A 21,305-nucleotide genomic window follows, 5' to 3' on the forward strand; every position below is an offset into this window, starting at 1 on the left:
ATGGAGACTCCGGTATTCGAGGAAATCGATCCCGCGAGCGACTGCGACTGCCCCGGATGCGTCCACTGGCGTCGCGTTCTCCCACGATCGACCGGAGGTCACCCGGCGGCCACCCGAGTCGTGATCCTGGCGGCCGCCGCGGCGGCCTCCACCGCCTTCGGCGCGGTCCACGCGGCCCCGGCCCACGCCGCCCCTCAAGCCCCCGCCCGTCCCGGCGTTCCCGCGGGTGACGAGCCCGACACCCCGCAGGGCGGCAAGGCCCCGCTGCACGGCCCCGGCGGCAGGCCGGCGGACGCCAAGGCGACGACCACCACCCGCGCCGACATCATCAGGCGGGCCAAGGAGTGGGTCGCCGCGAAGGTGCCGTACAGCATGTCCGACTACTGGAGCGACGGCTACCGGCAGGACTGCTCGGGCTTCGTGTCCATGGCCTGGAACCTGCCGGGCAACGAGTGGACCGGCAGCCTCGGCCAGTACGGGATCAAGATCGCCAAGGACGACCTGCAGCCCGGCGACATCCTGCTCTTCCACAACCCGGACAACCCCGAGCAGGGCTCCCACGTCGTCCTCTTCGGCGGCTGGACGGACTACACGCGCACCTACTACGTCGCCTACGAGGAGACCCGCCCGCACGCCCGCGAGCAGGCCACCCCGTACGCCTACTGGAGCAACTCGGACCGGTACGTCCCCTACCGTTACAAGGGCCTCGCGGGCGGCACCACGGGCACCGCGCCGGACCCCGCCGAGCCCGACAACGGCAAGCCGGGCTCACCGGCCGTGACGCCCTACCCGGGGAGTGCCTACTTCGGGCCCGGGGCCCACAACAAGTACGTCACCCAGCTCGGCCGGATGCTCGTCGCACGCGGCGCCGGCCGCTACTACACCTCCGGCCCCGGCCCCCGCTGGACGGACGCGGACCGCAGGGCCACCCAGGAGTTCCAGCAGGCGCAGGGGTGGCGGGGCAAGGACGCGGGCGGGCTGCCCGGGGCGCGGACCTGGACGTTGCTGGTGACGGGCGGCGGCAAGGACATCGGGGCGGGTGGTCGGACGGGGACGGCAGGTCCGCCCGCGCCCTCCTCGCACGGGGTCCCCGGCTACCCGGGGCGCGCGATGTTCCGCCCCGGTGCGAGCAACAAGTACGTCACCCAGCTCGGCGGACAGCTGGTGAAGAAAGGGTTCGGCAAGTACTACACGACCGGGCCGGGACCGCGCTGGGGCGAGCCGGACCGTCGGGGCGTCGAGGCCTTCCAGCGTGCCCAGGGCTGGCGGGGCGGCGCGGCGGACGGCTACCCGGGGCCGGAGACCTGGCGGCGGCTCTTCTCGTAGTCACCCGACGCGCCATGACCCGGCGTGTCATCTCGTCATCACCCGGCGCGTCATCACCTGGCTCGTCATCACCTGTTGTGACGCATCTGGCGCGGAGGCTGGAGGCACTCATGAGCACGACCACTTCACACACCCCCGAGTCCGAGGGACCGTCACGGCCCGCCCGGCTCATCCAGAACGAGGCGACCACCGAGATCCCCGTCCATCTGCTGTTCCGTGACGACCCGGACCCCGTGTCGGTCCCGCTGCGGCCCGCGGTGGTGGCCCGCCGGCAGGGCACCGGGGAGCAGCCCCGCCTGCGCAGAAACGGCCAGGTCACCCCGCGCCCCGCCCCGGACGTCGACCCCGAGCTGGGCGAGCGCCCCGCACGCGTGCTGCCGGGCTCGGCGGGCGTCCTCGCCGGCGCCTGCGGACTGGCCGGGTGCGCGGTCACCTCGTGGTGGGCGGGGGTGCTGCCGCCGCTCGCCCTGAAGGCTCTCAGGGTCCCGGAGTTCGCGGGTGCGGGCCTCGGCCCGGCGCAGTGGGCGGCGTACGCCGGAGCCGGTGCCCTCGGGCTGTTCGGTTTCGGCGGACTGGCCCGCGGCCGTACCGGACGCGCCTGGGTGCTCGGGCTGTTCGGCCGCTACCGGGGAACCGTCCGGCGCACCGGCCTGATGTGGGTCAACCCGCTGCTGCTGCGCCGCCGGGTCGACGTACGGCTGCGGCACTGGCGCGGCGAGCCGATGCCGGCCGCCGACGCGAGCGGGGTCGCGCTCCGGGTCGTCGTCCTCGTGGTGTGGCGGGTGCGGGACACCGCGCGGGCCACGCTGGGCGTCGACGACCACGAGACGTTTCTGCGCGAGTGCGTCGAGGCCGCGCTCGCCCGGGTCCCGGTGGAGGCGCCGGGCTCCGGCCGCGGCTCGGTCGACGCGGCGGGGGAGGCGCTGACCCGGCTGGTGGCCGCGGAGACCGTGCCCGTCGGCGTCGAGGTCTTCTCGGTCCAGCCGTTGCGCGTCGAGTACGCCCCCGAGGTCGCCGCGGCGATGCACCGCCGCCGCATCGCCGCGCTGGACGCCCAGCACCGGGCCACCGTGCTCACCTCGGTCGTGGACTCGGTGGAGGACACCGTGACCCGGCTGACCATGCGCGGCCTGGTGGAACTGGACGACTACGAACGCAAGGCGCTGGTCAAGGACTTGACGGTGGCGTTCTGCGCGGGGCGTGCAGAACAGGGCGGGTGACGGGGATGGACATGGTCAACGCACGGTAATAATCTGGGACTTGGTCTAGACCTGCAAGCTCACTGAACTTCCCCCACGTTCTCCAGGAGCGGCAGCATGCGCAAAAAGACCAAGTGGTACGCCGCCGTGGTGGGCCTCGCCACCGCCGGAGCCGTCGTGCTCTCCTCCGGCGGCGCCAGCAGCCACGGCTACACCGACCTCCCCATCAGCAGGCAGAAGCTCTGCCAGAACGGCACCGTGACGAACTGCGGCGACATCCAGTGGGAGCCACAGAGCGTCGAGGGCCCCAAGGGCTTCCCGGCCGGCGGTCCGGCCGACGGCCAGATATGCAACGGCGGCGTCAGCCGCTTCAGCCAGCTCAGCGCGCCGAGAACACCGTCGGGCGGCGCCTGGCCTGCGACCAAGGTGACGGGCGGCCAGAGCTACACCTTCCGCTGGCAGTTCACCGCCATGCACGCCACGACCGACTTCAAGTATTACGTCACCAGGGCGGGCTGGAACCAGAACCACAACCTGGCCCGCTCCGACCTCAACCTCACCCCGTTCCTGACCGTCCCCTACAACGGCCAGCGCCCCCCTTCGACCCTCTCGCACAGCGGCACCCTGCCGTCCGGGCTCAGCGGACGGCATGTGATCGTCGCGGTGTGGACGATCGCCGACACGACGAACGCGTTCTACGCCTGCTCGGACGTCACGTTCTGAGCATCGCTTGAGACAGTCCAGGCTTCCCCCGGGGTAGGTTCCCCCACACGATCACGCGATCGGTGCCTGACCTCGGGGGATCTGCCATGGACGCCTTCTTCTACATCATTCCCGGCCAGATCATGGCCGTGGTCCTCCTCGCCGCGTATGTCGTGGTGCGGCGCTGGCTCCGGATACGCAGCGCCTGGCAGAGCGGGCTGACCGCCGAGGGGCGGTGCCTGCGGGTGTACGCGATGGCCCACGGGGGCGGCGACACAGGGGTGCGCACCAGCCTGCGCCATGTGTACGAGTTCAGGGCCCGTGACGGCCGGGTCGTCCGTTTCGAGGAGGAGGGCGGTCCGGGGACGATACTCGAGGGTGACATCGTCACCGTCCACTACGCCGACGGCCCGGACGTCGTGGCGACGGCCCGCCCCGGCCGTGGCGGGCACGGGTGCGCCGCCTGCGCGGTGCTCGCCATGGCCGGCGTGGTCGTGCTCGTCTGCGCGGTCGTCATGGTCGCCCTCACTGCGACGTCCTAGCCCCTCCACATCTGACGGTCCGTCAACTACCGTGCGCCTCCATGGACTCCAGGAGGCGTACGGTCGCCGAGCTCGTCGCCGGGCGGTGGGGCGACCATCGGCCCGGGCTGTGGTTCGAGGGGCGGGTGCTCACCCATCACGAGGTCGCCGCCGGCGCCGCCGCCCGGGCGGCGCTGCTCACCGACCTGTTACCGGGTGCCGGGGCCCACATCGGTGTGCTGCTCGACAACACCCCCGAGTACCCGCTGTGGCTGAGCGCCGCCGCGCTCGCCCGGGCCGCCGTCGCCGGGGTCAACCCCACCCGCCGGGGCCCCGAACTGGCCCGCGACATCCTGCACACCGAGTGCCGCGTGCTGATCACCGAGGCGTCCCACCTGTCGTTGCTGCGGGACCTCGACCTCCCCGGCGTCCGTCTGCTGGTGACCGGCACCGAGGAGTACGACACCCTGCTCGCGCCCTACGCCGACGCCGAGCCCGACGCCTCCCGCGCCGCGCCCGACGACCGGCTGCTCCTCTACTTCACCTCCGGCTCGACCGGCGCCCCCAAGGCCGCGCTCTGCTCCCAGGGCCGCCTGGCCGCGGCGGGGAGGTCGCTGGCCGACCAGTTCCGGCTCGGTCCCGACGGCGTGCACTACCTCTGCATGCCGATGTTCCACGGCAACGCGGTGATCGCCGACTGGGCGCCCGCGCTGGCGAGCGGGGCGGGGGTGGCGTTGAGGCGGCGGTTCTCGGCGTCGGGGTTCCTGGCGGACGTACGCGCGTACGGGGCCACGTACTTCACCTATGTCGGCCGGGCGATCCAGTACGTCCTGGCCACCGAGCCGCGCGAGGACGACCGGGACAACCCGCTGCGGCTCGGCTTCGGCACCGAGGCCGGGGCGGTGGACGCGGCGGCTTTCGAGCGGCGGTTCGGGGTGCGGCTGGTCGAGGGGTACGGGTCGTCCGAGGGCGGCGCGGCGATCCAGTGGGCGCCCGGCACGCCGGTGGGCGCGGTCGGTCGGGCGGGACCCGGGCTCGTCGTCCTCGATCAGGAGACGGGGCAGGAGTGTCCCCCCGCACGATTCGACACGGCCGGGCGGCTGTTGAACGGGGACGAGGCGATAGGCGAGCTGGTGAACCGGGCGCCGAACCCCTTCGAGGGGTACTGGCGGAACGCGGAGGCGGAGGCCGAGCGGCGCCGGGGCGGCTGGTACTGGACCGGGGACCTCTTCTACCGGGACGCCGACGGCTATCTCTACTTCGCGGGCCGTACCGACGACCGGTTGCGCGTCGACAGCGAGAACCTGGCCGCGGCGATGATCGAGAACATCCTCGCGCGCTACGAGGGGGCGGTGGCCGTCGCCGTGTACGCGGTGCCGGATCCGGTGACCGGGGACCAGGTGATGGCGACCGTCGCGGGGACCTTCGATCCGGAGGCCTTCGTGGACTTCCTGGAAGCCCAGCCCGATCTCGGGACGAAGATGGCGCCCCGGTTCGTGCGGGTGGTGGAGCGGATGCCGGTGACCGCCACGAACAAGATCCACCGGGCGCGGCTCAGGAAAGAGGGCGTGCGGTGCGCGGACCCGGTGTGGTGGCGGCCACCGGGGAGGCGGACGTACCGGAGACTGGAAAACGCCGAAGGGCCCCTCGCTCCCACGAGAGGCCCTTCACCGGTGCGCCGCCAGGGACTCGAACCCCGGACCCGCTGATTAAGAGTCAGCTGCTCTAACCAACTGAGCTAGCGGCGCATGACTCTCGCCCTCCGCCTTCGGCGGCTGGCGACAGAGAAAATACTACCCGGTCGGAAGGGGTGCTTCTGACCACGGCCGAACCTAGATCGCCAGTGACAGGAGGACCGGTGCCGCCCCCCTGTTCAAGCGGTCCGTCGCCTGGCGCAGGCGGTGGGCCTGGTCGACCGGCAGGGACAGTGCGAGGCATCCCACCGACGACCCCGCCGTGATCGGCACCGCCGCGCACACCGTGCCCACCGCGTACTCCTGGAGGTCGAGATGGGGGACCGTCGGCGGCTGGGCCTCCAGGCGGGAGAGCAGCAGCTTGTCGTTGGTGATGGTCCGCGAGGTGAGCCGGGTCATGCGGTGCCGGGAGAGGTGATCGCGGCGGCCGTTGTGGTCGAGCTGGCTGAGCAGGCTCTTGCCGAGGGCGGTGGCGTGGGCGGAGGAGCGGAAGTCCACCCACTCGTTGACCGCCGGGGTGGCGGGGCCGTCGGCGTACTGGGCGATGGTGACCTCGCCGTCGACGTACCGGCTGATGTAGATGGCCGCGCCGATCGAGTCGCGCAGTTCGTCGAGGGTGTGCTGGAGCTTGTCGCGCAGGGCCTCGTCACGGTCGTGCGAGGAGCTCAGCCTGGTCAGGGCGGCTCCCGTCACATACGCGCCGTCGGCGACCTGCTCGACGTACCCCTCGCGGCGCAGCATCCTCAGGACGGTGGTCAGCCGCTCCGGGTCGAGGCCGGTGGTACGGGCGAGTTCGACGTCGGTGACTCCGGCGGTGTGCCGCGCCACTGTCTCCAGGACGCGCAGTGCGTCCTGGGCCGAGTGGTACGGCGCGGTCGGTTCGTGCTTCAGCGCCACGGTTTTCCCCCTGCGCTCGCTCGGTCGCACTACTACTGGGCCGTAATCCAGACAGCGATCCCCTCCACGATAACCGGCAAAAGGCTTGTAGTGAGCGGCTGTTGACGAGATTCCGTCCCCGGGCCGGGCCTCTCAGCAGGGGCGCTGACACCCTGGCATATGCCAGAGACATGACCCGGGTCCGGGACCTCGAAGGTTGAACGCTGTTCATCTCTTGGCGTCAGAGAACCGCGCTGAGAAATTCCCGGGTGCGGTCCTGCTCGGGGTCGCTGAAGATCTTCTCCGGCGCGCCCGACTCGATGATGCGGCCCGAGTCGAACATCAGGACCTGGTCGGAGATGTCCCGGGCGAAGTTCATCTCGTGGGTCACACAGAGCATCGTGATGTCGGTGGTGCGGGCGATGTCCCGCAGCACGTCGAGCACGCCGGCGACCAGCTCCGGGTCGAGCGCCGAGGTCACCTCGTCGAGCAGCAGCACCCGCGGCCGCATGGCCAGCGCCCGCGCGATCGCCACCCGCTGCTGCTGGCCGCCGGAGAGCTGGGTCGGCCGGGCGCCGGCCTTGTCGGCGAGGCCCACCAGGTCGAGCAGCTCACGCGCGCGTGCCTCCGCCTCGTCCTTGGACATGCCGAGCACGGTGACGGGTGCCTCGGTGATGTTGCGCAGGACCGTCATGTTCGGGAACAGGTTGAACTGCTGGAAGACCATCCCGATCTTCTTGCGCACCTCGCGGAGCTGCTTCTCCGGTGCCGGGAACAGGGTCTGGCCGTCGACCGTGACCGTGCCCTCGTCGGGCTTGGTCAGCGTCATCAGCATCCGCAGGATCGTGGTCTTGCCGGACCCGGAGGGGCCGATCAGCGTCACGTGCTTGCCGGAGTCCACGGAGAAGTTCAGCTGGTCCAGGACGGTGTTCGACCCGAAGCGCTTGGTCACGTTCTCGAAGCGGATCAGCTCGCTGCCGTCCACCGGCGGGTTGGCGCCTGCGTCGGGTTCTTTCATCAGGGGAGTGTCAGCGGACAAGACGTCGCTCCAGGGATCGCAGAAGAAGGGAGGCCAGATAGGAGATGACGATGAAGGCCACGCCGATCACGGTCAGCGGCTCGGTGAACTGGAAGTGCTCCTGGGCGAACAGCCGCGCCTCGCCGAGCATCTCCAGCACCGTGATGACCATCAGCATCGGTGTGTCCTTGAGCATCGAGATCACGTAGTTGCCGAGAGCCGGTACGACCCGTCGGATCGCCTGCGGCAGGATCACCACCTGCCAGGTCCGCACCCGCGGCAGGTTCAGCGCCGTCGCCGCCTCCCACTGGCCGGTCGGCACCGCCTCGATACCGGCCCGGTAGACCTGCATGGTGTACGTCGAGTAGTGCAGCCCGATCCCGATGACACCGGTGGCCAGCGCGGAGAGGGTCACGCCCCACTCGGGCAGCACATAGAAGAGGAAGAACAGCTGGACCAGCAGCGGGGTGTTGCGCACGAACTCCGTGACCACCCCGACCGGCCAGCGCACGAACCGCGAGGGGGCGCGCATCAGCAGCGCCCACACCAGGCCGAGCGCGAAGGAGATCAGCGAGCCGAGCGCGAGGGCTTGCAGGGTGACCAGCAGCCCGTCCCAGAACTGCGGCATGAAGTCGCTTACGGCACTCCAGTCCCACGTCATGCGACATGACCTCCTACGCCCGTCGTCCGGGCCCGCTTCAGCTCGGCGTCGGTGTCAAGACCGCGTTGGGGCTCCGTGCCGACCCCCGCCTTGAGCTTCTTCTCGAGGCCGCGCATCAACCGGGTGAGCAGGAAGGCGATCACGAAGTAGATGAGCAGCAGATACGTGTAGATCCCGGCACTCTCCTGGAGCGCGAGCCGCACCAGGTTGCCGCTGAACGCCAGATCGCCCATGCCCATCACGGACACCAGCGCGGTGCCCTTGAGCAGCTCGATCAGCAGGTTGGAGAACGGCGGGATCATCTCCGGCACCGCCTGCGGCAGCAGGATCAGCCGGAGCCGCTGCCAGGGCGTGAAGCTCAGCGCGATCCCGCCCTCCTGCTGCGCCGGGTCGACCGCCTTGAGCGCACCGCGCACGATCTCGGAGCCGTACGCCCCGTAGGTCAGTCCGAGTGCGAGCGTGCCCGCCCACATCGGCACCAGCTGCCAGCCGAAGGCCGGGGGCAGCACGAAGAACACCCAGAAGATCATCACCAGTGCCGAGGTTCCGCGGAACACCTCGGTGTAGAAGCCCGCGAGGAAGCGGACGATCCACAGGCGGTGGGTGCGCAGGACGCCGACCACGAAGGACACGGCGGCTGCGAGGATCGCGCTGAAGAACAGCAGCTGGACCGTCGTCCAGATGCCCTTGAGTACCAGTTCCCAGAGTCCGGAGGTCATCCGCCGCAGAGCTCCTTCGCGGTCAGGTCCGTCATCTCGGCCTGCGTGAACCCGAAGGGCTTGAGGACCCGGAACAGCTCCCCGCTCTTCTTCAGCTTCCGCAGCTCGGCGTTGAAGGCGTCCCGCAGGTTCGTCTCGGTCCGGCGGAACGCGAAGGCGCCCCCGTCGACGTGCGGTTTGCCGCCGACGGTCGGGGTGAAGGCCTTCGTGGCCTCCGCCTTGGCCGATTTCTTCACCACCTCGCGGGTGGTGAGCGCGGTCCCGGCGAACACGTCGACGCGTCCCGCCTCCACGGCGTTCAGCCCCGCGACCTGGTCCGGAACGATCAGGATGTCGCTTTCCTTGTATCCCGCCTCGACGGCGTACCCGATCTCCGCGTAGCCGGTCCCGGTGGCGAACTTCGCCTTCTTCGCGACGACGTCCTTGTAGTTGTGAAGACCTTTGGGATTTCCCTTGCGCACGATGAAGGAATCGAGCATCTGGTAGTCGGGATCGGCGAAGATCACCTGTTCGCAGCGTTCCGGTGTGACGTACATCCCGGCCGCCACGACATCGAACTGCTGGGAATTCAGCCCGGGAATGAGCGAGCCGAACTCGGTGGGCACGGGCTGCACCTTGTCCACCCCGAGCCGCTTGAATATGACCCTCGCGAGTTCTGGTGCCTCGCCGGTGAGGTCGCCGTTCTTGTCGATGTATCCGAACGGGATCTCACCCGCGATTCCCAGCCGTACGACACCTGCCGCCCTGAGCCGGTCGAGCAGTTCACCGCCTCCCGTGGTCGAGGCGGTGGCCACGCGTGAGCAGCCCGCGGCGCCCAAAGCACCGAGCGCCGCTACCCCCGCGAGCAGCGACCGGCGGGTGGTCCCGGATATGTGTTCGCCATGTTCCAGTGGTGGAGCCATGGCGGCGCGGCTACCCGACCGGATGCGACTTATGCAGATCGATTTGAGCCCCGTTCCGGATCGAGGCCCTCTTGACCGGCGGGGGACCATGGAATGCATGGCTGACCGCTACATCGAAGTCTCGCTGGTCAAGCGGGGAATCACCGCCACGGCAAAGCTCCTGGACGATCGGGCTCCGATCACCTGTGCGGCCGTATGGGATGCCCTCCCGCTCGCCGGTGACGTCTATCACGCGAAGTACGCACGCAACGAGATCTACGCACTTTTCCCACCTTTCGCAGAATCGGAACCACCCTTGGAAAATCCGACAGTTACCCCGATTCCCGGAGATCTCTGCTATTTCTCCTTCGCGGGCACCGAACTCGGCACCAAGTCCTACGGCTACGACCGCGAGGTCCGCGCCGGCACGACCGTCGTCGACCTGGCCCTGTTCTACGAACGCAACAACCTGCTCCTGAACGCCGACGTGGGCTGGGTGCCGGGGATCGTCTGGGGCCAGGTGGTGGACGGGCTGGACGCCCTGGCCGAGGGCTGCAACGACCTCTGGCGCGCGGGCGCCCTCGGCGAGAGCCTCCGGTTCAGCCGGGCGTGACGCTCCTCGCGCGGGCCGGGTCGGGCGGCCGGATGCCCGCCGTTTCCGCCTCGTAGAGTGCGTGAGCCGCCCGCAGCACCAGGTCGTCCCGGTGCCGGGCCGCCACGATCTGGAGTCCCACCGGCAGCCCGTCGGCGTCGGTCCCCACCGGGACGGACGCGGCGGGCTGCTGGGTCATGTTGAAGGGGTAGGTGAAGGGCGTCCACCCCGTCCAGCGGTGGTGCCCCGAACCCTTCGGGACCTCCGTACCCGCCTCGAACGCGGTGATCGGAAGGGCCGGGGTGACCAACAGGTCGTAGGAGTCGTGGAAGCGGCCCATCCGGCGCCCCAGCTCCATCCGGACGTCCACCGCGGCCAGGTAGTCGAGCGCACTCATGCGTGACCCGAGACCGCAGATCGCACGGAGCCCCGGGTCCAGCAACGCCCGCTGGTGCGGCCCGAGATGCTGGGTCACCCGGGCCGCCCCGCTGAACCACAGGGTGTGGAAGGCGTCCACCGGGTCGGCGAAGTCGGGATCGGTCTCGGTGACGTACGCGCCGAGTCCGGCCAGGCGCTCCACGGCCCGCCGTACCGCCGCGGCGACCCCGGGCTGTACGGCCACCTGGCCGCCGAGGGACGGCGAGTACGCGATCCGCAGCCCGCGCACCCCGCCCGACAGGGCCGCCGTGTACGGGCCGGCCGCCGGGCCCAGCGCCGACCAGTCACGGGAGTCCGGCACCCCGATGACGTCGAGGAGCAGCGCCGCGTCGGCCGCGTCGCGGGTCATCGGGCCCACGTGGGCGAGGGTGCCGAAGGCGCTCGCCGGGTACAGCGGCACGCGGCCGTACGTCGGCTTGAGGGCGAAGATCCCGCAGAACGCGGCCGGGATGCGGACGCTGCCCCCGCCGTCCGTGCCGAGCGCGAGCGGTCCCGCGCCGAGCGCCACGGCCGCCGCGGCGCCCCCGCTGGAACCGCCCGCGGTGCGCGTCGGGTCGTAGGGATTGCGCGTCACGCCCGACAGCGGCGAGTCCGTGACGCCCTTCCAGCCGAACTCGGGGGTCGTGGTCTTGCCGACGAAGACCGCGCCCTGCTCGCGCAGCCGGGCGACGGACGGGGCGTCCTCGTCCCAGGTGCCGCTCTCCGGGATCGTCCTGGAGCCCTTCAGCGTCGGGGCGCCGCGCAGCAGCAGGATGTCCTTCACCGTGACCGGGACGCCGTCCACCGCGCCGGACGGCTCCCCCCGTCGCCAGCGGTCGGCCGAGGCGCGGGCCTGCGCCAGGGCCTCCTCGCCGGTCAGCCGCACGAACGCGTTCACCTCCGGCTGGATCCGTTCGGCCCGGTCCAGAGCCGCCCGGGTCGCTTCCACGGGGCTGAACTCGCCCTTGCGGTAGCCCTCCAGGAGTTGTACGGCGGTCAGTTCGGTGAGGTCCTGCATGTGCCCCTCCGCTCACGTTCAGTGCCCTGGCACGTACCCGCGTTGCTTGTCGACCACGTTCGGCAGTGATCTGCCCGCTTCCCAGCGGTCGTACAACTGCAAGAACTGCGTGCCGAGTTCATCGCGCCAACCGATCGTGTCACCGCTCATGTGCGGGGACACGATCAGGCCCGGGACCTGCCACAACGGACTGTCGGGCGGCAGCGGCTCGGTGTCGAACACATCGAGGGCGGCCCCGGCGATCCACCGCTTGGACACCGCCTCCACCAGCGCGTCCTCGACGACCAGCTGACCCCGGCCGATGTTGATGAACCGCGCGGAGGGCTGCATCATCCCGAAGCGGCGTGCGTCGAACATGCCGTGTGTGTCCGCGGTGAGCGGGGCGGCCGCGATCACCCAGTCGGCGCGGGCCATCAGACGGTCGAGGTCGTCGGGGCCGTGGATCCCGGTGCGGGAACGGCGGCCGACGAGGGCGGTGGTGATGCCGAGCGCCTTGAGGGTGCTCACGATCGCCCGGCCGATGGGCCCGGAACCGACCACACAGGCACGGGTCCCGGCCACCCGCTGGGACTCCCGGTGCCGCCACACGCCCTCCCGCTGCAGCTCCAGGGTCCGGGGCAGGTCCTTCGCCATCGTCAGGACCAGGGCGGCGACGTACTCGGCGATCGGCTGGTCGAAGACCCCGCGGGCGTTGGTCACCACCGTGTCGGAGACGGCGAGTTCGGGGCACATCAGATGGTCCACGCCCGCGCTCGCCGTGTGCACCCAGCGCGGCCGCGGGCCCTCGCCCGGCCACGCGTCACGCACGGCGGTCGAGGTGAAGTCCCAGACGAGCAGCACGTCGGCGGACGGCAGCCGCTCGGCGAGCGTGGTCCCGTCCGCGTGCTCGATCCGGGCCCGTCCGGTGAGCTTTCCGAGCCGGGGCAGGGGGTCGGCGTCAAGGACGAGAAGGGTGGGGACGGACATCGAGGCACCGTTTCTGCGGATTATCGCGGGGGCTGCCAGGCGTCTGACATGGGCGGAAACGCCGGCGGTGACACCGGTGTGACGTGAGCGTGACATGGGCGGATTGACCACGCTCGCACCCGAACCTACCTTCGTCAACACGGGCGTTGTGCACGTACCGCTGTCCCCCCGTCTCTCACCGTGAGGCCGGTCTCTGCCATGGACGTTTCCTTTCTAGGTGGTCCGCGCCCCCAGCGCGGTGTCGGTGTCGTCGCCCCCTTCGACTTCGCGCTGGATCGCGAGCTGTGGCGGTGGGTCCCCGACGAGATCTCGCTCCATCTGACCCGTACCCCGTATGTCCCCGTCGAGGTCAGCCTCGACCTGGCCCGTCTGGTCAGCGAGCACGAGACCCTGCACGAGGCGGTGCGCACGCTCAACGCCATCGCCCCCGAGGTCGTCGCCTACGCCTGCACCTCCGGCAGCTTCGTCGGCGGGATCGCCGGGGAACGCGCCATGTGCGCGGCCATGACCAGGGCGGGCGCGGTCCCGTCCCTGACCACGTCCGGCGCCCTCCTGGACGCCCTCGCCGAACTCGACGTCCGCCGGGTGGCGCTGGTGACGCCGTACACGGTGTCGGTGACCAGGTCGCTGGAGGAGTACGTCGCCGAGGCGGGCGTCTCGGTCACCGGGTGCGCCTACATGGGCCTGACCCGGCACATCTGGAAGGTGCCCTACCGCCAGGTCTCCGAGATGGCCCACAAGGCCGTACGGGGCGACGCCCAGGCCCTGTTCATCAGCTGCACCAACCTGCCCACGTACGACGTCATCCCGCAACTGGAAGCGGAACTGCGCATACCGGTGATCTCGGCCAACCAGGTGACGATGTGGGCCGCGCTGCGCCGACTGGGTACCCGAGCCGTGGGACCGTACCAGGCGCTGATCGATCCGGCGGCGCGGTACGGCCCCGTGCGCCCGGAGATTCCGGGACTGCCGGAAGTCCGGGGCCTGCCGGACGAAGAGCAGCAGCAGGAAGGCTGGACATGACCGCTCTCGGATTCCTCTACCCGGGCCACTCCGCCGAGGACGACTATCCACGCATCGAACAGCTCCTGGGCAGCGACATCCGCCTGGACGTCGTCCACACCGACATCGGCACCGACGCGCACCGCGTGGACGCCCTCCTCGAGATGGGCTCGGCCGAACGGCTCGCCGCCGGTGTCGAGGAACTGCGCATGTCGGGCGCCGAGTCCGTCGTCTGGGCCTGCACCAGCGGCAGTTTCGTCTACGGCTGGGAGGGCGCCCACGAGCAGGTGCGCACCCTCGCCCGCACGGCCGGCATGGCCGCGTCCTCGACGTCGTTCGCCTTCGTGCACGCGGCCCAGGAGATCGGGGCCGGGCGGGTGGCGGTCGCGGCCACCTACCCGGACGACGTGGCGGGCCTGTTCGCGGAGTTCCTGCGGGCGGGCGGAGTCGAGGTCCTCCAGGTCCGCGGCGCCGGGATCATCACCGCCGCGGAGGTCGGCACCTGGGGCGAGGAGGAGGTCTTCGCGCTGGCCCGGGAGGCCGACTCGCCGGACGCCGAGGCGGTGCTCCTCCCGGACACCGCCCTCCATACGGCCACCCACATCCCGGCCCTGGAGAAGGAGCTCGGCAAGCCGGTCCTCACCGCGAACCAGGTCACGGTCTGGGAGGCACTGCGGCTGACGGACCGCCGGGTGAACGCTTCGGCCCTGGGGGCGCTGTTCACCAGGGAGCCGATCGTCCAGGTGTGAGGCGCGCCTGTTCAGGGGCTCACCGCCGACGGTCGTGGGCGGCCTCGGCGGTGAGTTCCGTGTGCATGGCGAGAAGTCGCCGGTGTTGACGGTTTCCGTACAGGACGAGCCAGCCCAGGAAGACCCCGGCGAACAGGACCGTGCCGAGGGTCTGCGGCAGGCTCGCCGTCAGGGCCGTCAGCACCACGACCGCGCAGAACAGGACGGCGAGGACGACCTGGGCCGCGACCCGGTGGCGGGTGCGGTGCAGACGCTGTTCGACCAGGTCGCGCATGGCCTGCCGCTCCTGCGGCTCCGTGGGCACCTCGCCCCGCCGCAGCTTCCGGTCCAGCGACACGAGGCCGTCCACGGAGCCTCCGGCGGCCCGCTTCTCCCGGCGCCGCACGGTGAGCATCACGCCGACCCCGCCGACCGAGGCGAACGCCACGTACAGCAGGGCCGAGGCGATCGAGCGTTCCGGGGACAGCAGCAGGACCACGACGCACGCGACCAGGAGGGACAGGACGACCTGGACCCACAGATGCTTGCCGAGAAAGGAATTGACGCGTTCCACGGCCTGCCCCCGTCACATCCGGTCGCGGCGGCGGACCGCGCGCAACCGCATCGTCAGGCCGACGGCCAGCAGCACCAGGGCCACCGCGCAGTAGGCCCACGAGCCGGTGCCGCGCACGGTGTCGACGGCGGCCAGGACCACCCACAGGGCGGCGACGACACTCAGCGCGGTCCACGCGATGTCGGCGATACGGATGGACAACTGGGCGCGCTGTCTGGTGCCGGGTTCGAGCGGTCCGAGTTCCGACGGCCGGGACGGGTTCTCTCGCGTCATGGCGATCCCTCCGGATTGTGGATTTGTGCGCTTTGAGTACCCGGGGGCGGGTGCGGCAAGCGGTCGACGCAGGTCGGGATGCGGAAGCAGGCGCTCCAGGAATCCTCGATCCCGCCCGGGAATAAACGGGGACACTCTCCTGTTAATCCGTGACTGACAGCGCACGGCTCTTGAGCAGGAGGCACCCCACCGTGGCGGAAGACGAGATCCGAGGTACTGCACAGGGCACCGCCCCCGTACCTCTCTCGGTACTCGACCTGGTCACCGTCGGCGCCGGACGCACGGCCACCGACGCCCTGCGCACCAGCGTCGCCATCGCCAGGCTCACCGAGTCCCGCGGCTTCCACCGCTACTGGGTCGCCGAGCACCACTCCATGCCGGGCGTGGCGTCCTCGTCCCCCGCGGTGATCCTCGCCCACCTCGCCGCCCACACCACCCGCATCCGGCTCGGCTCGGGCGGCGTCATGCTCCCCAACCACGCCCCGCTGGTGATCGCGGAGCAGTTCGGCACGCTGGAGGCGATGGCGCCGGGACGGATCGACCTGGGGCTCGGACGGGCGCCCGGCACGGACGGCAACACCGCCGCGGCCCTGCGCCGCGCCGACCGGCTGCACGAGGGTGCCGACGACTTCCCCGAGCAGCTCGCCGAGCTCACCCGCTTCCTGGACGACGACTTCCCCGACGGCCACCCCTACCGCCGTATCCACGCCGTACCCGGCCCGGTCCAGGCCACCTCACCCGGCGGCGTCCAGTCCCCGCACCGCCCGCCGCTCTGGCTGCTCGGCTCCTCCGGCTTCAGTGCGCAACTGGCCGGCTCCCTCGGCCTGCCCTTCGCCTTCGCGCACCACTTCTCGGCCCAGAACACCGTCCCGGCCCTGGACCTGTACCGCGAGTCCTTCCGGCCCTCCGCGGTCCTCGACGAGCCGTACGCCCTCATCGGCGTCTCCGCCCTCGCCACCGACGACGAGAAGGAGGCCCGCCGGCAGGTCCGCGCCGCCGCGCTCAGCATGATCCGGCTGCGCACCGGCCGCCCTGGCCTGGTCCCCACCCCCGAGGAGGCGGAGGCCCACGAATTCAGCCCCATGGAGGAGGAGTTCGCGCGCTCCTGGAACGCCAACGTCATCCACGGCACCGCCGACGAGGTCCGCTCCGGCCTCGACGACCTCCACAAGCGCACCGGCGCCGACGAGCTGATGCTCACGGGCAACGCGCACAGCGGTGACGTACGCCTGCGCTCCTACGAACTCGTCGCGGACGCCTACGGACTGCCCACGACCCGTTAGGCCTTCACGCCCATCAGCCCGGAGATACGATCCGGCGACACCGGCCGCGAGTACAGCCAGCCCTGGCCGGTGTCGCAGCCGATCCGGCGCAGCCGGGTGGCCTGGGCCGAGGTCTCGACGCACTCCGCGGTGACGGTGAGGCCGAGGCGGTGGGCGAGCTGGATCATCGCCTCGACGACGACCTCGTCGGCCGGATTCGGGGGGACGCCCTCGCCCTCGTACTGGAAGCCGCGCACGAAGGAGCCGTCCAGTTTCAGGACGGAGACCGGCAGGCGGCTGAGGTAGGCGAGGTTCGAGTAGCCCGTGCCGAAGTCGTCGATCGCGATGCCGACGCCCATGTCGCTCAGCGCCTGGAGGGCCTGGAGCGGGCGGCCCGCCGAACCCATCACCGCCGACTCGGTGAGTTCGAGCTGGAGGAGATGGGGCGCCAGGCCGGTCTCCGCGAGGGTCTTCGCCACGTCCGCGACCAGGTCGGAGTCCCAGACCTGACGGACCGCCACATTGACGCTGACGAAGATCGGCGGCTCGTCGGGGTGGTCGAGCTGCCACCGACGGGCCTGGCGGCAGGCGGTGTCGAGGATCCAGCGGCCGAGCGGGACGATCGAGCCGTCCTCCTCGGCCAGTGCGATGAACCGATTCGGCGTCAGCATCCCGAACTGCGGGTGGTTCCAGCGCACCAGCGCCTCGACCCCGCGCAGCCGGCCGTCCTCCATGCCCACCAGCGGCTGGTACTCCAGCTGGAACTCGCCGCGCTCGATGGCCGGGCGGAGCGTGGAGGCGAGGGCCTGGCGGGTCATGCGGTGAGCGTTGCGCTCGGGGTCGAAGAGCGTCCAGCGGTCCCGGCCGTCCGCCTTGGCCCAGTACAGCGTGGTGTCGGCGGCCTGCATCAGACCCGTCGCCGAGGTGCCCTCCGCCTGCCGCTCGACGACCCCGATCGACGCCGACACCGACATCCGGTTGCCGGAGACGTCGAAGGGCGCCTGGACGGCCTTCAGCAGGGACTCGGCGAGGTCGGCGAGCTGTTCGGTGCCCGTGGAGTCCTCGACGAGCAGCGCGAACTCGTCGCCGCCCAGCCTCGCCACCAGGGGAGCGGTCGCCCGACCCTGGCCGGCCTCGTCCGCGCAGCGCGTGAGCCGCTCGGCGACGGCGGCCAGCAGCCGGTCGCCGACCCGGTGGCCGAGGGTGTCGTTGACGGCCTGGAACCCGTCGAGGTCCAGGTAGCACAGCCCGATCCGGCCCGTGCCGCCCTGCTCGTACGACTCCGGCTCCAGCGCGGCCGTCAGCCGCTCGAAGAACAGCGTGCGGTTGGGCAGCCGCGTCACCGGGTCGTGCATCTGCAAGTGCCGCAGCCGGGCCTGGAGTTCACGACGGGCCGTGATGTCGGCGACGGACAGCAGGACACCGGGGGAGCCCTGGGGGCCTTCGGCCAGCGGGGTGATCGTGATCTGCGCCCACATCGAGTGCCCGTCGGGATGCTTGAGCCGCCGCTTGCAGCGCAGCTTCGCCTGCCGGCCGCGCAGCACCTCGCGGTAGGAGTGCCAGGTGCGGGCGTCCGAGGCCAGATCCACCAGGTCGGCGGCCTGGGCCCCGGCCAGCTCCTCCGCTGCGGCGCCGAGCAGCTCGCCGAAGGCGGGGTTGGCGTCGACGACCGTGCCCTCGCGGTCCACCACGGCCATGGCCAGCGGCGCCGCCGCGAATGCGGCACGGTGCGTCGGGGGCTCCGTACGAGCAGGTGTCGTAATGTCACTCTCTGTTACGGCCGACCCGTCAGGATCTGCCGCGGGCGCCGGCCCTTCGGACGTTCCGTTCACCGCTAGCTCCCGCAGTGCACTCGATCGCTGTCCGCGCAGGAAAGTGTGCCGATCATAGAGGCTGCCCCCGGGCCCTTCCAGCCATTGCCCGGTCTGGAGGACCGGCAACCCCTTCTGGCAGATCGTTTCTGCCCGCAGCTGGACGGGTTCTTGGGGCCTGGGACCGGTTGTGACGTTCCGTGAGCGATTCGGGGGTGTCGGCCGGTCCGGCAGGTCACGCCATCTCACTCGTCCGGTGCAGATAAACAGGGCGTACTGGTGCAAAACCACACAGGCTGGGTGCGGTATCCCGTGAAACCGCTCCCGGAGGTCCCGTTGCCGCGCCCGTTTCCGCGCACACTCCCGCGCCCCCGACTGCGCAGCACCGCCGCCGTGTTCACCACCATGGCGGCCCTCGCCTCCACCTCTCTCGTCACCGGCCCCTCGGTCGCCGAACCCTTCTCGTCGGAGCCCTGCACCCTGGAGCGCACCGAGGCCCACCACTCGGAGGGCCTCGACACCTGGAACACCGCCTATCCGCGCCCGGCCCGCGCCCTCGACGCGGTCATGGTCTTCCTGTCCTTCCCGGACGCCCGGCCGATGACCACCCCCGCCCAGCTGGCCGCCGACCACTTCCCGGCCACCACCCGCTTCTTCCAGCACGCCTCCTACGGCCGCTTCACCCTGCGCCCGCACCCGCTGCGGCACTGGATCCGGATGCCGCGCCCGTCGACGGCCTATGCCATACACCGCGACTGGAGCGCCGCGGACCGGGGGGCCTATCTGCACGACGCGCTCGCCGCGGCCGACGGGCAGGTCGACTTCTCGCGCTACGACGTCGTCTACTTCGTCGCCGACCCGGACGCGCCCGGCGTCGACTCGGACGCCACGAAGGTCGTCAACCTGGACGTACCGCTGCGGGCCGACGGCACGGACATCCGCCGGGTGGTCACCGTCTTCGAGAAGCACCCGCCGGACCGGCTGGTGCTGGCCCATGAGACGGGGCACGTGTTCGACCTGCCGGACCTCTACCACCGGCCGATGGACGGCAAGGGCGACTGGGACACCTATGTCGGCGACTGGGACCTGATGGGCAGCCAGTTCGGACTCGCCCCCGATCTGTTCGCCTGGCACAAGTGGAAGCTGGGCTGGCTGGAGCGGCGGCAGGTGGTGTGCGTACGGGGACCGAAACCGACCCGGCTGACGCTGGAGCCGCTGGGGACCGGTCCCGGCAACGCCGGCATCTTCGGGCCCGGGCGCGGCACCAAGCTCGCGGTCGTGCGCACCGGGGCCGACAGTGCGCTCGCCTTCGAGGCCCGTGCGGCGATGGGCGACGACGAGGCGGTCTGTCAGCAGGGTGTGCTGATCTATCGCATCCACAGCGGCGCCGCGTCCGGCGGCGGCCCGATCCAGGTGATCGACGCCCACCCCCGCACCGAGGCCTGCTGGGAGAACTCCGTCTACCCACCCCTCGCGGACGCCCCCGTCGACATCGGCGAGACCTTCACGGTCCCGGGCGAGCACGTACGCGTAGCGGTGACCGGACGAACGGCCACCGGGGCGTGGAACGTGGAGATCGCGCTCGGGTGACTTCCCGGCCGACGGCTCGGTGGGCGAGGGGGCGTGGGTGGCGGAGCCCCCGCAACGCGCGGCGCAGCCGCGCAGAAACGACGATGGCGAGGCCGGTTCGCGCTTTCCGCGAACACGCCTCGCCATCGACATCGTGCGCCGCCAGGGACTCGAACCCCGGACCCGCTGATGCTGCATCTCCCGGGGGGCGACCCCCGGACCCCCGGCCGCCCTGCAGTGCCGTCAAGCAAGGCTGAAGGCCCCCCGCACTCGCGAGAGGCCTTCACTGTCTGTGCGCCGCCAGGGACTCGAACCCCGGACCCGCTGATTAAGAGTCAGCTGCTCTAACCAACTGAGCTAGCGGCGCTTGCTGACGTCGTAGACCTTAGCATCCTGATCGGCGGGGGGAAAAATCGATATCCGCACGGCGGCGCGAGCCGCCCGTACCGCCGCCCAGAGCAGGATTTCCGGGCCCGGCAGCCAGGGGTGGCGGGTGTCGGGGGCGACCAGCCAGCGGGAGGCCGCCGCGGATTTCGGGGCGCTCAGCGGGGCCGGGACGGTGACCGCGTCGCCGATGCCGTGGCACAGCAGCGGCGGGATGGCGGCCGTACGGCCGATCTCCTCCCAGCGCAGCAGCGACGGCAGCCGCTGAGCCGTGCCGGGCGCCGCGAACAGCAGCATCCGGGCCCGGAGCATCGCCACCGGCCCCGAGCCCGGCCCCTCCTCCCACAGCCGGTCGAGCATCCGGCGCCCGAAGACCGCCGGGGCGCTGACCACGTCGAAGGCGGTGCCGCAGGGCAGTACGACCGGGGCCGCGGGGCGCTCCTCCCAGAGCGCCAGGGTGCTGCGCGGGTACGTGCCCGCCGAGGCGAGCCAGGCGGCACCGTCCGCGGTGACGCCCGAGACGTCGAAGCGTGTGTCGGAGAGCGGTTCGTCGCGAGTGCTCATGCCGCCTACATCTACCGGGCGTGAGCAGGTCGTTCCACAGAGTTGCGGGAAATCGGGACAGGAGGGGCCGAGGAGGGGTATCTTGCCCGCCTGGCATATGCCCCTGATGGTTGACGGCGGCTACGGCGAGAGCTTGCCCGTGCTCACACGGGGTCGGCGTGCCCCGCTCCGCCCTCCGCGCCACGCAGCAGATCCCGGCCGAACTCGACCATCTTCTTGGCGTAGTCCTCGGTCCACTCGGCGCGCTCGGCGATGTCGGCCGTCGTGAGCCGGTCGAAACGCCGGGGGTCGGCCAGCTGGGCCGCCGCCATCGCCTGGAACTCCACAGCACGGTCCGCCGCCGCACGGAAAGCCTGCGCCAGCTCGGTGGACCGGCTCAGCAGCGCGCGCGGGTCGTCCATCGACTCGAGGTCGAAGAAGTGCTCCGGATCGTCGGCCACCTGTGCGGGCTCGAACAGCAGGGGCGCGGGGCGCAGCCGCGGTTCGTTCCGACGCGGCGTGGGCTCCGCCATGTCTTCATCCTCCTCGTACGTCGTCCGTACCGGCAG

At 71.1% G+C, this 21,305-nt stretch carries 22 protein-coding genes and 2 tRNA genes; 10 read left to right on the forward strand and 14 right to left on the reverse strand.

The window, feature by feature from the left end; translation table 11 throughout:
• From OG841_RS28990 to OG841_RS29010, 5 genes are all read left to right on the forward strand, one after another.
• Positions 1-1,326, forward strand: coding sequence for a peptidoglycan-binding protein (locus tag OG841_RS28990; RefSeq protein ID WP_328638842.1), 1,326 nt, complete (start codon positions 1-3; stop codon positions 1,324-1,326).
• 110 nt (positions 1,327-1,436) lie between these two features.
• Complete coding sequence (locus OG841_RS28995; protein ID WP_328638841.1) at positions 1,437-2,546, forward strand: SPFH domain-containing protein; 1,110 nt, start codon at positions 1,437-1,439, stop codon at positions 2,544-2,546.
• A 96-nt stretch (positions 2,547-2,642) separates the two neighbouring features.
• On the forward strand, positions 2,643-3,248 hold the full coding sequence (locus OG841_RS29000; protein ID WP_328638840.1) for a lytic polysaccharide monooxygenase auxiliary activity family 9 protein: 606 nt from the start codon (positions 2,643-2,645) through the stop codon (positions 3,246-3,248).
• Positions 3,249-3,334: 86 nt separating this feature from the next.
• Positions 3,335-3,769 carry a hypothetical protein gene (locus OG841_RS29005; RefSeq protein ID WP_328638839.1) on the forward strand — a complete coding sequence of 145 codons (435 nt, stop codon included), beginning with the start codon at positions 3,335-3,337 and terminating at the stop codon, positions 3,767-3,769.
• 41 nt (positions 3,770-3,810) lie between these two features.
• Complete coding sequence (locus OG841_RS29010) at positions 3,811-5,457, forward strand: long-chain-fatty-acid--CoA ligase (protein WP_328638838.1); 1,647 nt, start codon at positions 3,811-3,813, stop codon at positions 5,455-5,457.
• On the opposite strand, the gene OG841_RS29015 is transcribed toward OG841_RS29010, so the two are convergent.
• From OG841_RS29015 to ehuB, 6 genes are all read right to left on the reverse strand, one after another.
• A tRNA-Lys gene (locus OG841_RS29015) sits at positions 5,423-5,496 on the reverse strand. The genes OG841_RS29010 and OG841_RS29015 overlap by 35 nt on opposite strands.
• A gap of 84 nt (positions 5,497-5,580) precedes the next feature.
• Positions 5,581-6,339: an IclR family transcriptional regulator gene (locus OG841_RS29020; protein WP_328638837.1), complete on the reverse strand. Its 759-nt coding sequence runs from the start codon at positions 6,337-6,339 to the stop codon at positions 5,581-5,583.
• Positions 6,340-6,559: 220 nt separating this feature from the next.
• Positions 6,560-7,336 (reverse strand): ectoine/hydroxyectoine ABC transporter ATP-binding protein EhuA, encoded by a 777-nt coding sequence (gene ehuA, locus OG841_RS29025; RefSeq protein WP_280857839.1) that lies wholly within the window; start codon positions 7,334-7,336, stop codon positions 6,560-6,562.
• A 10-nt stretch (positions 7,337-7,346) separates the two neighbouring features.
• Positions 7,347-7,997 (reverse strand): ectoine/hydroxyectoine ABC transporter permease subunit EhuD, encoded by a 651-nt coding sequence (ehuD, locus tag OG841_RS29030; RefSeq protein ID WP_057610923.1) that lies wholly within the window; start codon positions 7,995-7,997, stop codon positions 7,347-7,349.
• Positions 7,994-8,716, reverse strand: coding sequence for an ectoine/hydroxyectoine ABC transporter permease subunit EhuC (gene ehuC, locus OG841_RS29035; RefSeq protein WP_328638834.1), 723 nt, complete (start codon positions 8,714-8,716; stop codon positions 7,994-7,996). Before ehuC ends, ehuD begins: the two co-directional genes overlap by 4 nt.
• Entirely contained in the window at positions 8,713-9,618 is a 906-nt protein-coding gene (ehuB, locus tag OG841_RS29040; RefSeq protein ID WP_311717616.1) for an ectoine/hydroxyectoine ABC transporter substrate-binding protein EhuB, read from the reverse strand. Before ehuB ends, ehuC begins: the two co-directional genes overlap by 4 nt.
• Before the next feature lie 97 nt (positions 9,619-9,715).
• Here ehuB and OG841_RS29045 point away from each other — a divergent pair, with 97 nt between their 5' ends.
• On the forward strand, positions 9,716-10,210 hold the full coding sequence (locus OG841_RS29045) for a DUF3830 family protein (protein ID WP_057610926.1): 495 nt from the start codon (positions 9,716-9,718) through the stop codon (positions 10,208-10,210).
• Here the strand turns inward: OG841_RS29045 and OG841_RS29050 are convergent.
• Together OG841_RS29050 and OG841_RS29055 are read right to left on the reverse strand one after the other, a co-directional pair.
• Positions 10,197-11,624 (reverse strand): amidase, encoded by a 1,428-nt coding sequence (locus OG841_RS29050; RefSeq protein ID WP_365114976.1) that lies wholly within the window; start codon positions 11,622-11,624, stop codon positions 10,197-10,199. The genes OG841_RS29045 and OG841_RS29050 overlap by 14 nt on opposite strands.
• Positions 11,625-11,642: 18 nt before the next feature.
• The gene (locus OG841_RS29055; protein WP_328638832.1) at positions 11,643-12,590 is read right to left on the reverse strand and encodes a D-2-hydroxyacid dehydrogenase; all 948 of its coding nucleotides are present in this window, start codon (positions 12,588-12,590) and stop codon (positions 11,643-11,645) included.
• Between the two features lie 198 nt (positions 12,591-12,788).
• Between OG841_RS29055 and OG841_RS29060 the strand changes: the two genes are divergently transcribed.
• Together OG841_RS29060 and OG841_RS29065 are read left to right on the forward strand one after the other, a co-directional pair.
• Positions 12,789-13,613, forward strand: a complete 825-nt coding sequence (locus tag OG841_RS29060) for a maleate cis-trans isomerase family protein (protein ID WP_059209990.1) — start codon at positions 12,789-12,791, stop codon at positions 13,611-13,613.
• A complete protein-coding gene (locus OG841_RS29065) occupies positions 13,610-14,341 on the forward strand; it encodes a maleate cis-trans isomerase family protein (RefSeq protein WP_328638831.1) in 732 nt (243 codons plus the stop codon). Before OG841_RS29060 ends, OG841_RS29065 begins: the two co-directional genes overlap by 4 nt.
• A 19-nt stretch (positions 14,342-14,360) precedes the next feature.
• On the opposite strand, the gene OG841_RS29070 is transcribed toward OG841_RS29065, so the two are convergent.
• A complete protein-coding gene (locus OG841_RS29070) occupies positions 14,361-14,894 on the reverse strand; it encodes a hypothetical protein (RefSeq protein WP_365114979.1) in 534 nt (177 codons plus the stop codon).
• A gap of 12 nt (positions 14,895-14,906) precedes the next feature.
• On the reverse strand, positions 14,907-15,167 hold the full coding sequence (locus OG841_RS29075; protein ID WP_328638829.1) for a hypothetical protein: 261 nt from the start codon (positions 15,165-15,167) through the stop codon (positions 14,907-14,909).
• Between the two features lie 191 nt (positions 15,168-15,358).
• Between OG841_RS29075 and OG841_RS29080 the strand changes: the two genes are divergently transcribed.
• Positions 15,359-16,450 (forward strand): LLM class flavin-dependent oxidoreductase, encoded by a 1,092-nt coding sequence (locus tag OG841_RS29080; RefSeq protein ID WP_371567091.1) that lies wholly within the window; start codon positions 15,359-15,361, stop codon positions 16,448-16,450.
• On the opposite strand, the gene OG841_RS29085 is transcribed toward OG841_RS29080, so the two are convergent.
• The gene (locus tag OG841_RS29085; RefSeq protein ID WP_371567093.1) at positions 16,447-18,261 is read right to left on the reverse strand and encodes a putative bifunctional diguanylate cyclase/phosphodiesterase; all 1,815 of its coding nucleotides are present in this window, start codon (positions 18,259-18,261) and stop codon (positions 16,447-16,449) included. The genes OG841_RS29080 and OG841_RS29085 overlap by 4 nt on opposite strands.
• Before the next feature lie 315 nt (positions 18,262-18,576).
• Here OG841_RS29085 and OG841_RS29090 point away from each other — a divergent pair, with 315 nt between their 5' ends.
• Complete coding sequence (locus OG841_RS29090) at positions 18,577-19,830, forward strand: M6 family metalloprotease domain-containing protein (protein ID WP_328638826.1); 1,254 nt, start codon at positions 18,577-18,579, stop codon at positions 19,828-19,830.
• A 272-nt stretch (positions 19,831-20,102) separates the two neighbouring features.
• On the opposite strand, the gene OG841_RS29095 is transcribed toward OG841_RS29090, so the two are convergent.
• The 3 genes from OG841_RS29095 to OG841_RS29105 form a co-directional block, all read right to left on the reverse strand.
• A tRNA-Lys gene (locus tag OG841_RS29095) sits at positions 20,103-20,176 on the reverse strand.
• Positions 20,167-20,757, reverse strand: a complete 591-nt coding sequence (locus tag OG841_RS29100) for a bifunctional DNA primase/polymerase (RefSeq protein ID WP_371567096.1) — start codon at positions 20,755-20,757, stop codon at positions 20,167-20,169. Before OG841_RS29100 ends, OG841_RS29095 begins: the two co-directional genes overlap by 10 nt.
• A 143-nt stretch (positions 20,758-20,900) precedes the next feature.
• A complete protein-coding gene (locus OG841_RS29105) occupies positions 20,901-21,269 on the reverse strand; it encodes a hypothetical protein (RefSeq protein ID WP_328638824.1) in 369 nt (122 codons plus the stop codon).
• Positions 21,270-21,305: the final 36 nt, after the last annotated feature.

Source organism: Streptomyces canus, assembly GCF_041435015.1.
GTDB lineage: Bacteria > Actinomycetota > Actinomycetes > Streptomycetales > Streptomycetaceae > Streptomyces > Streptomyces canus_G.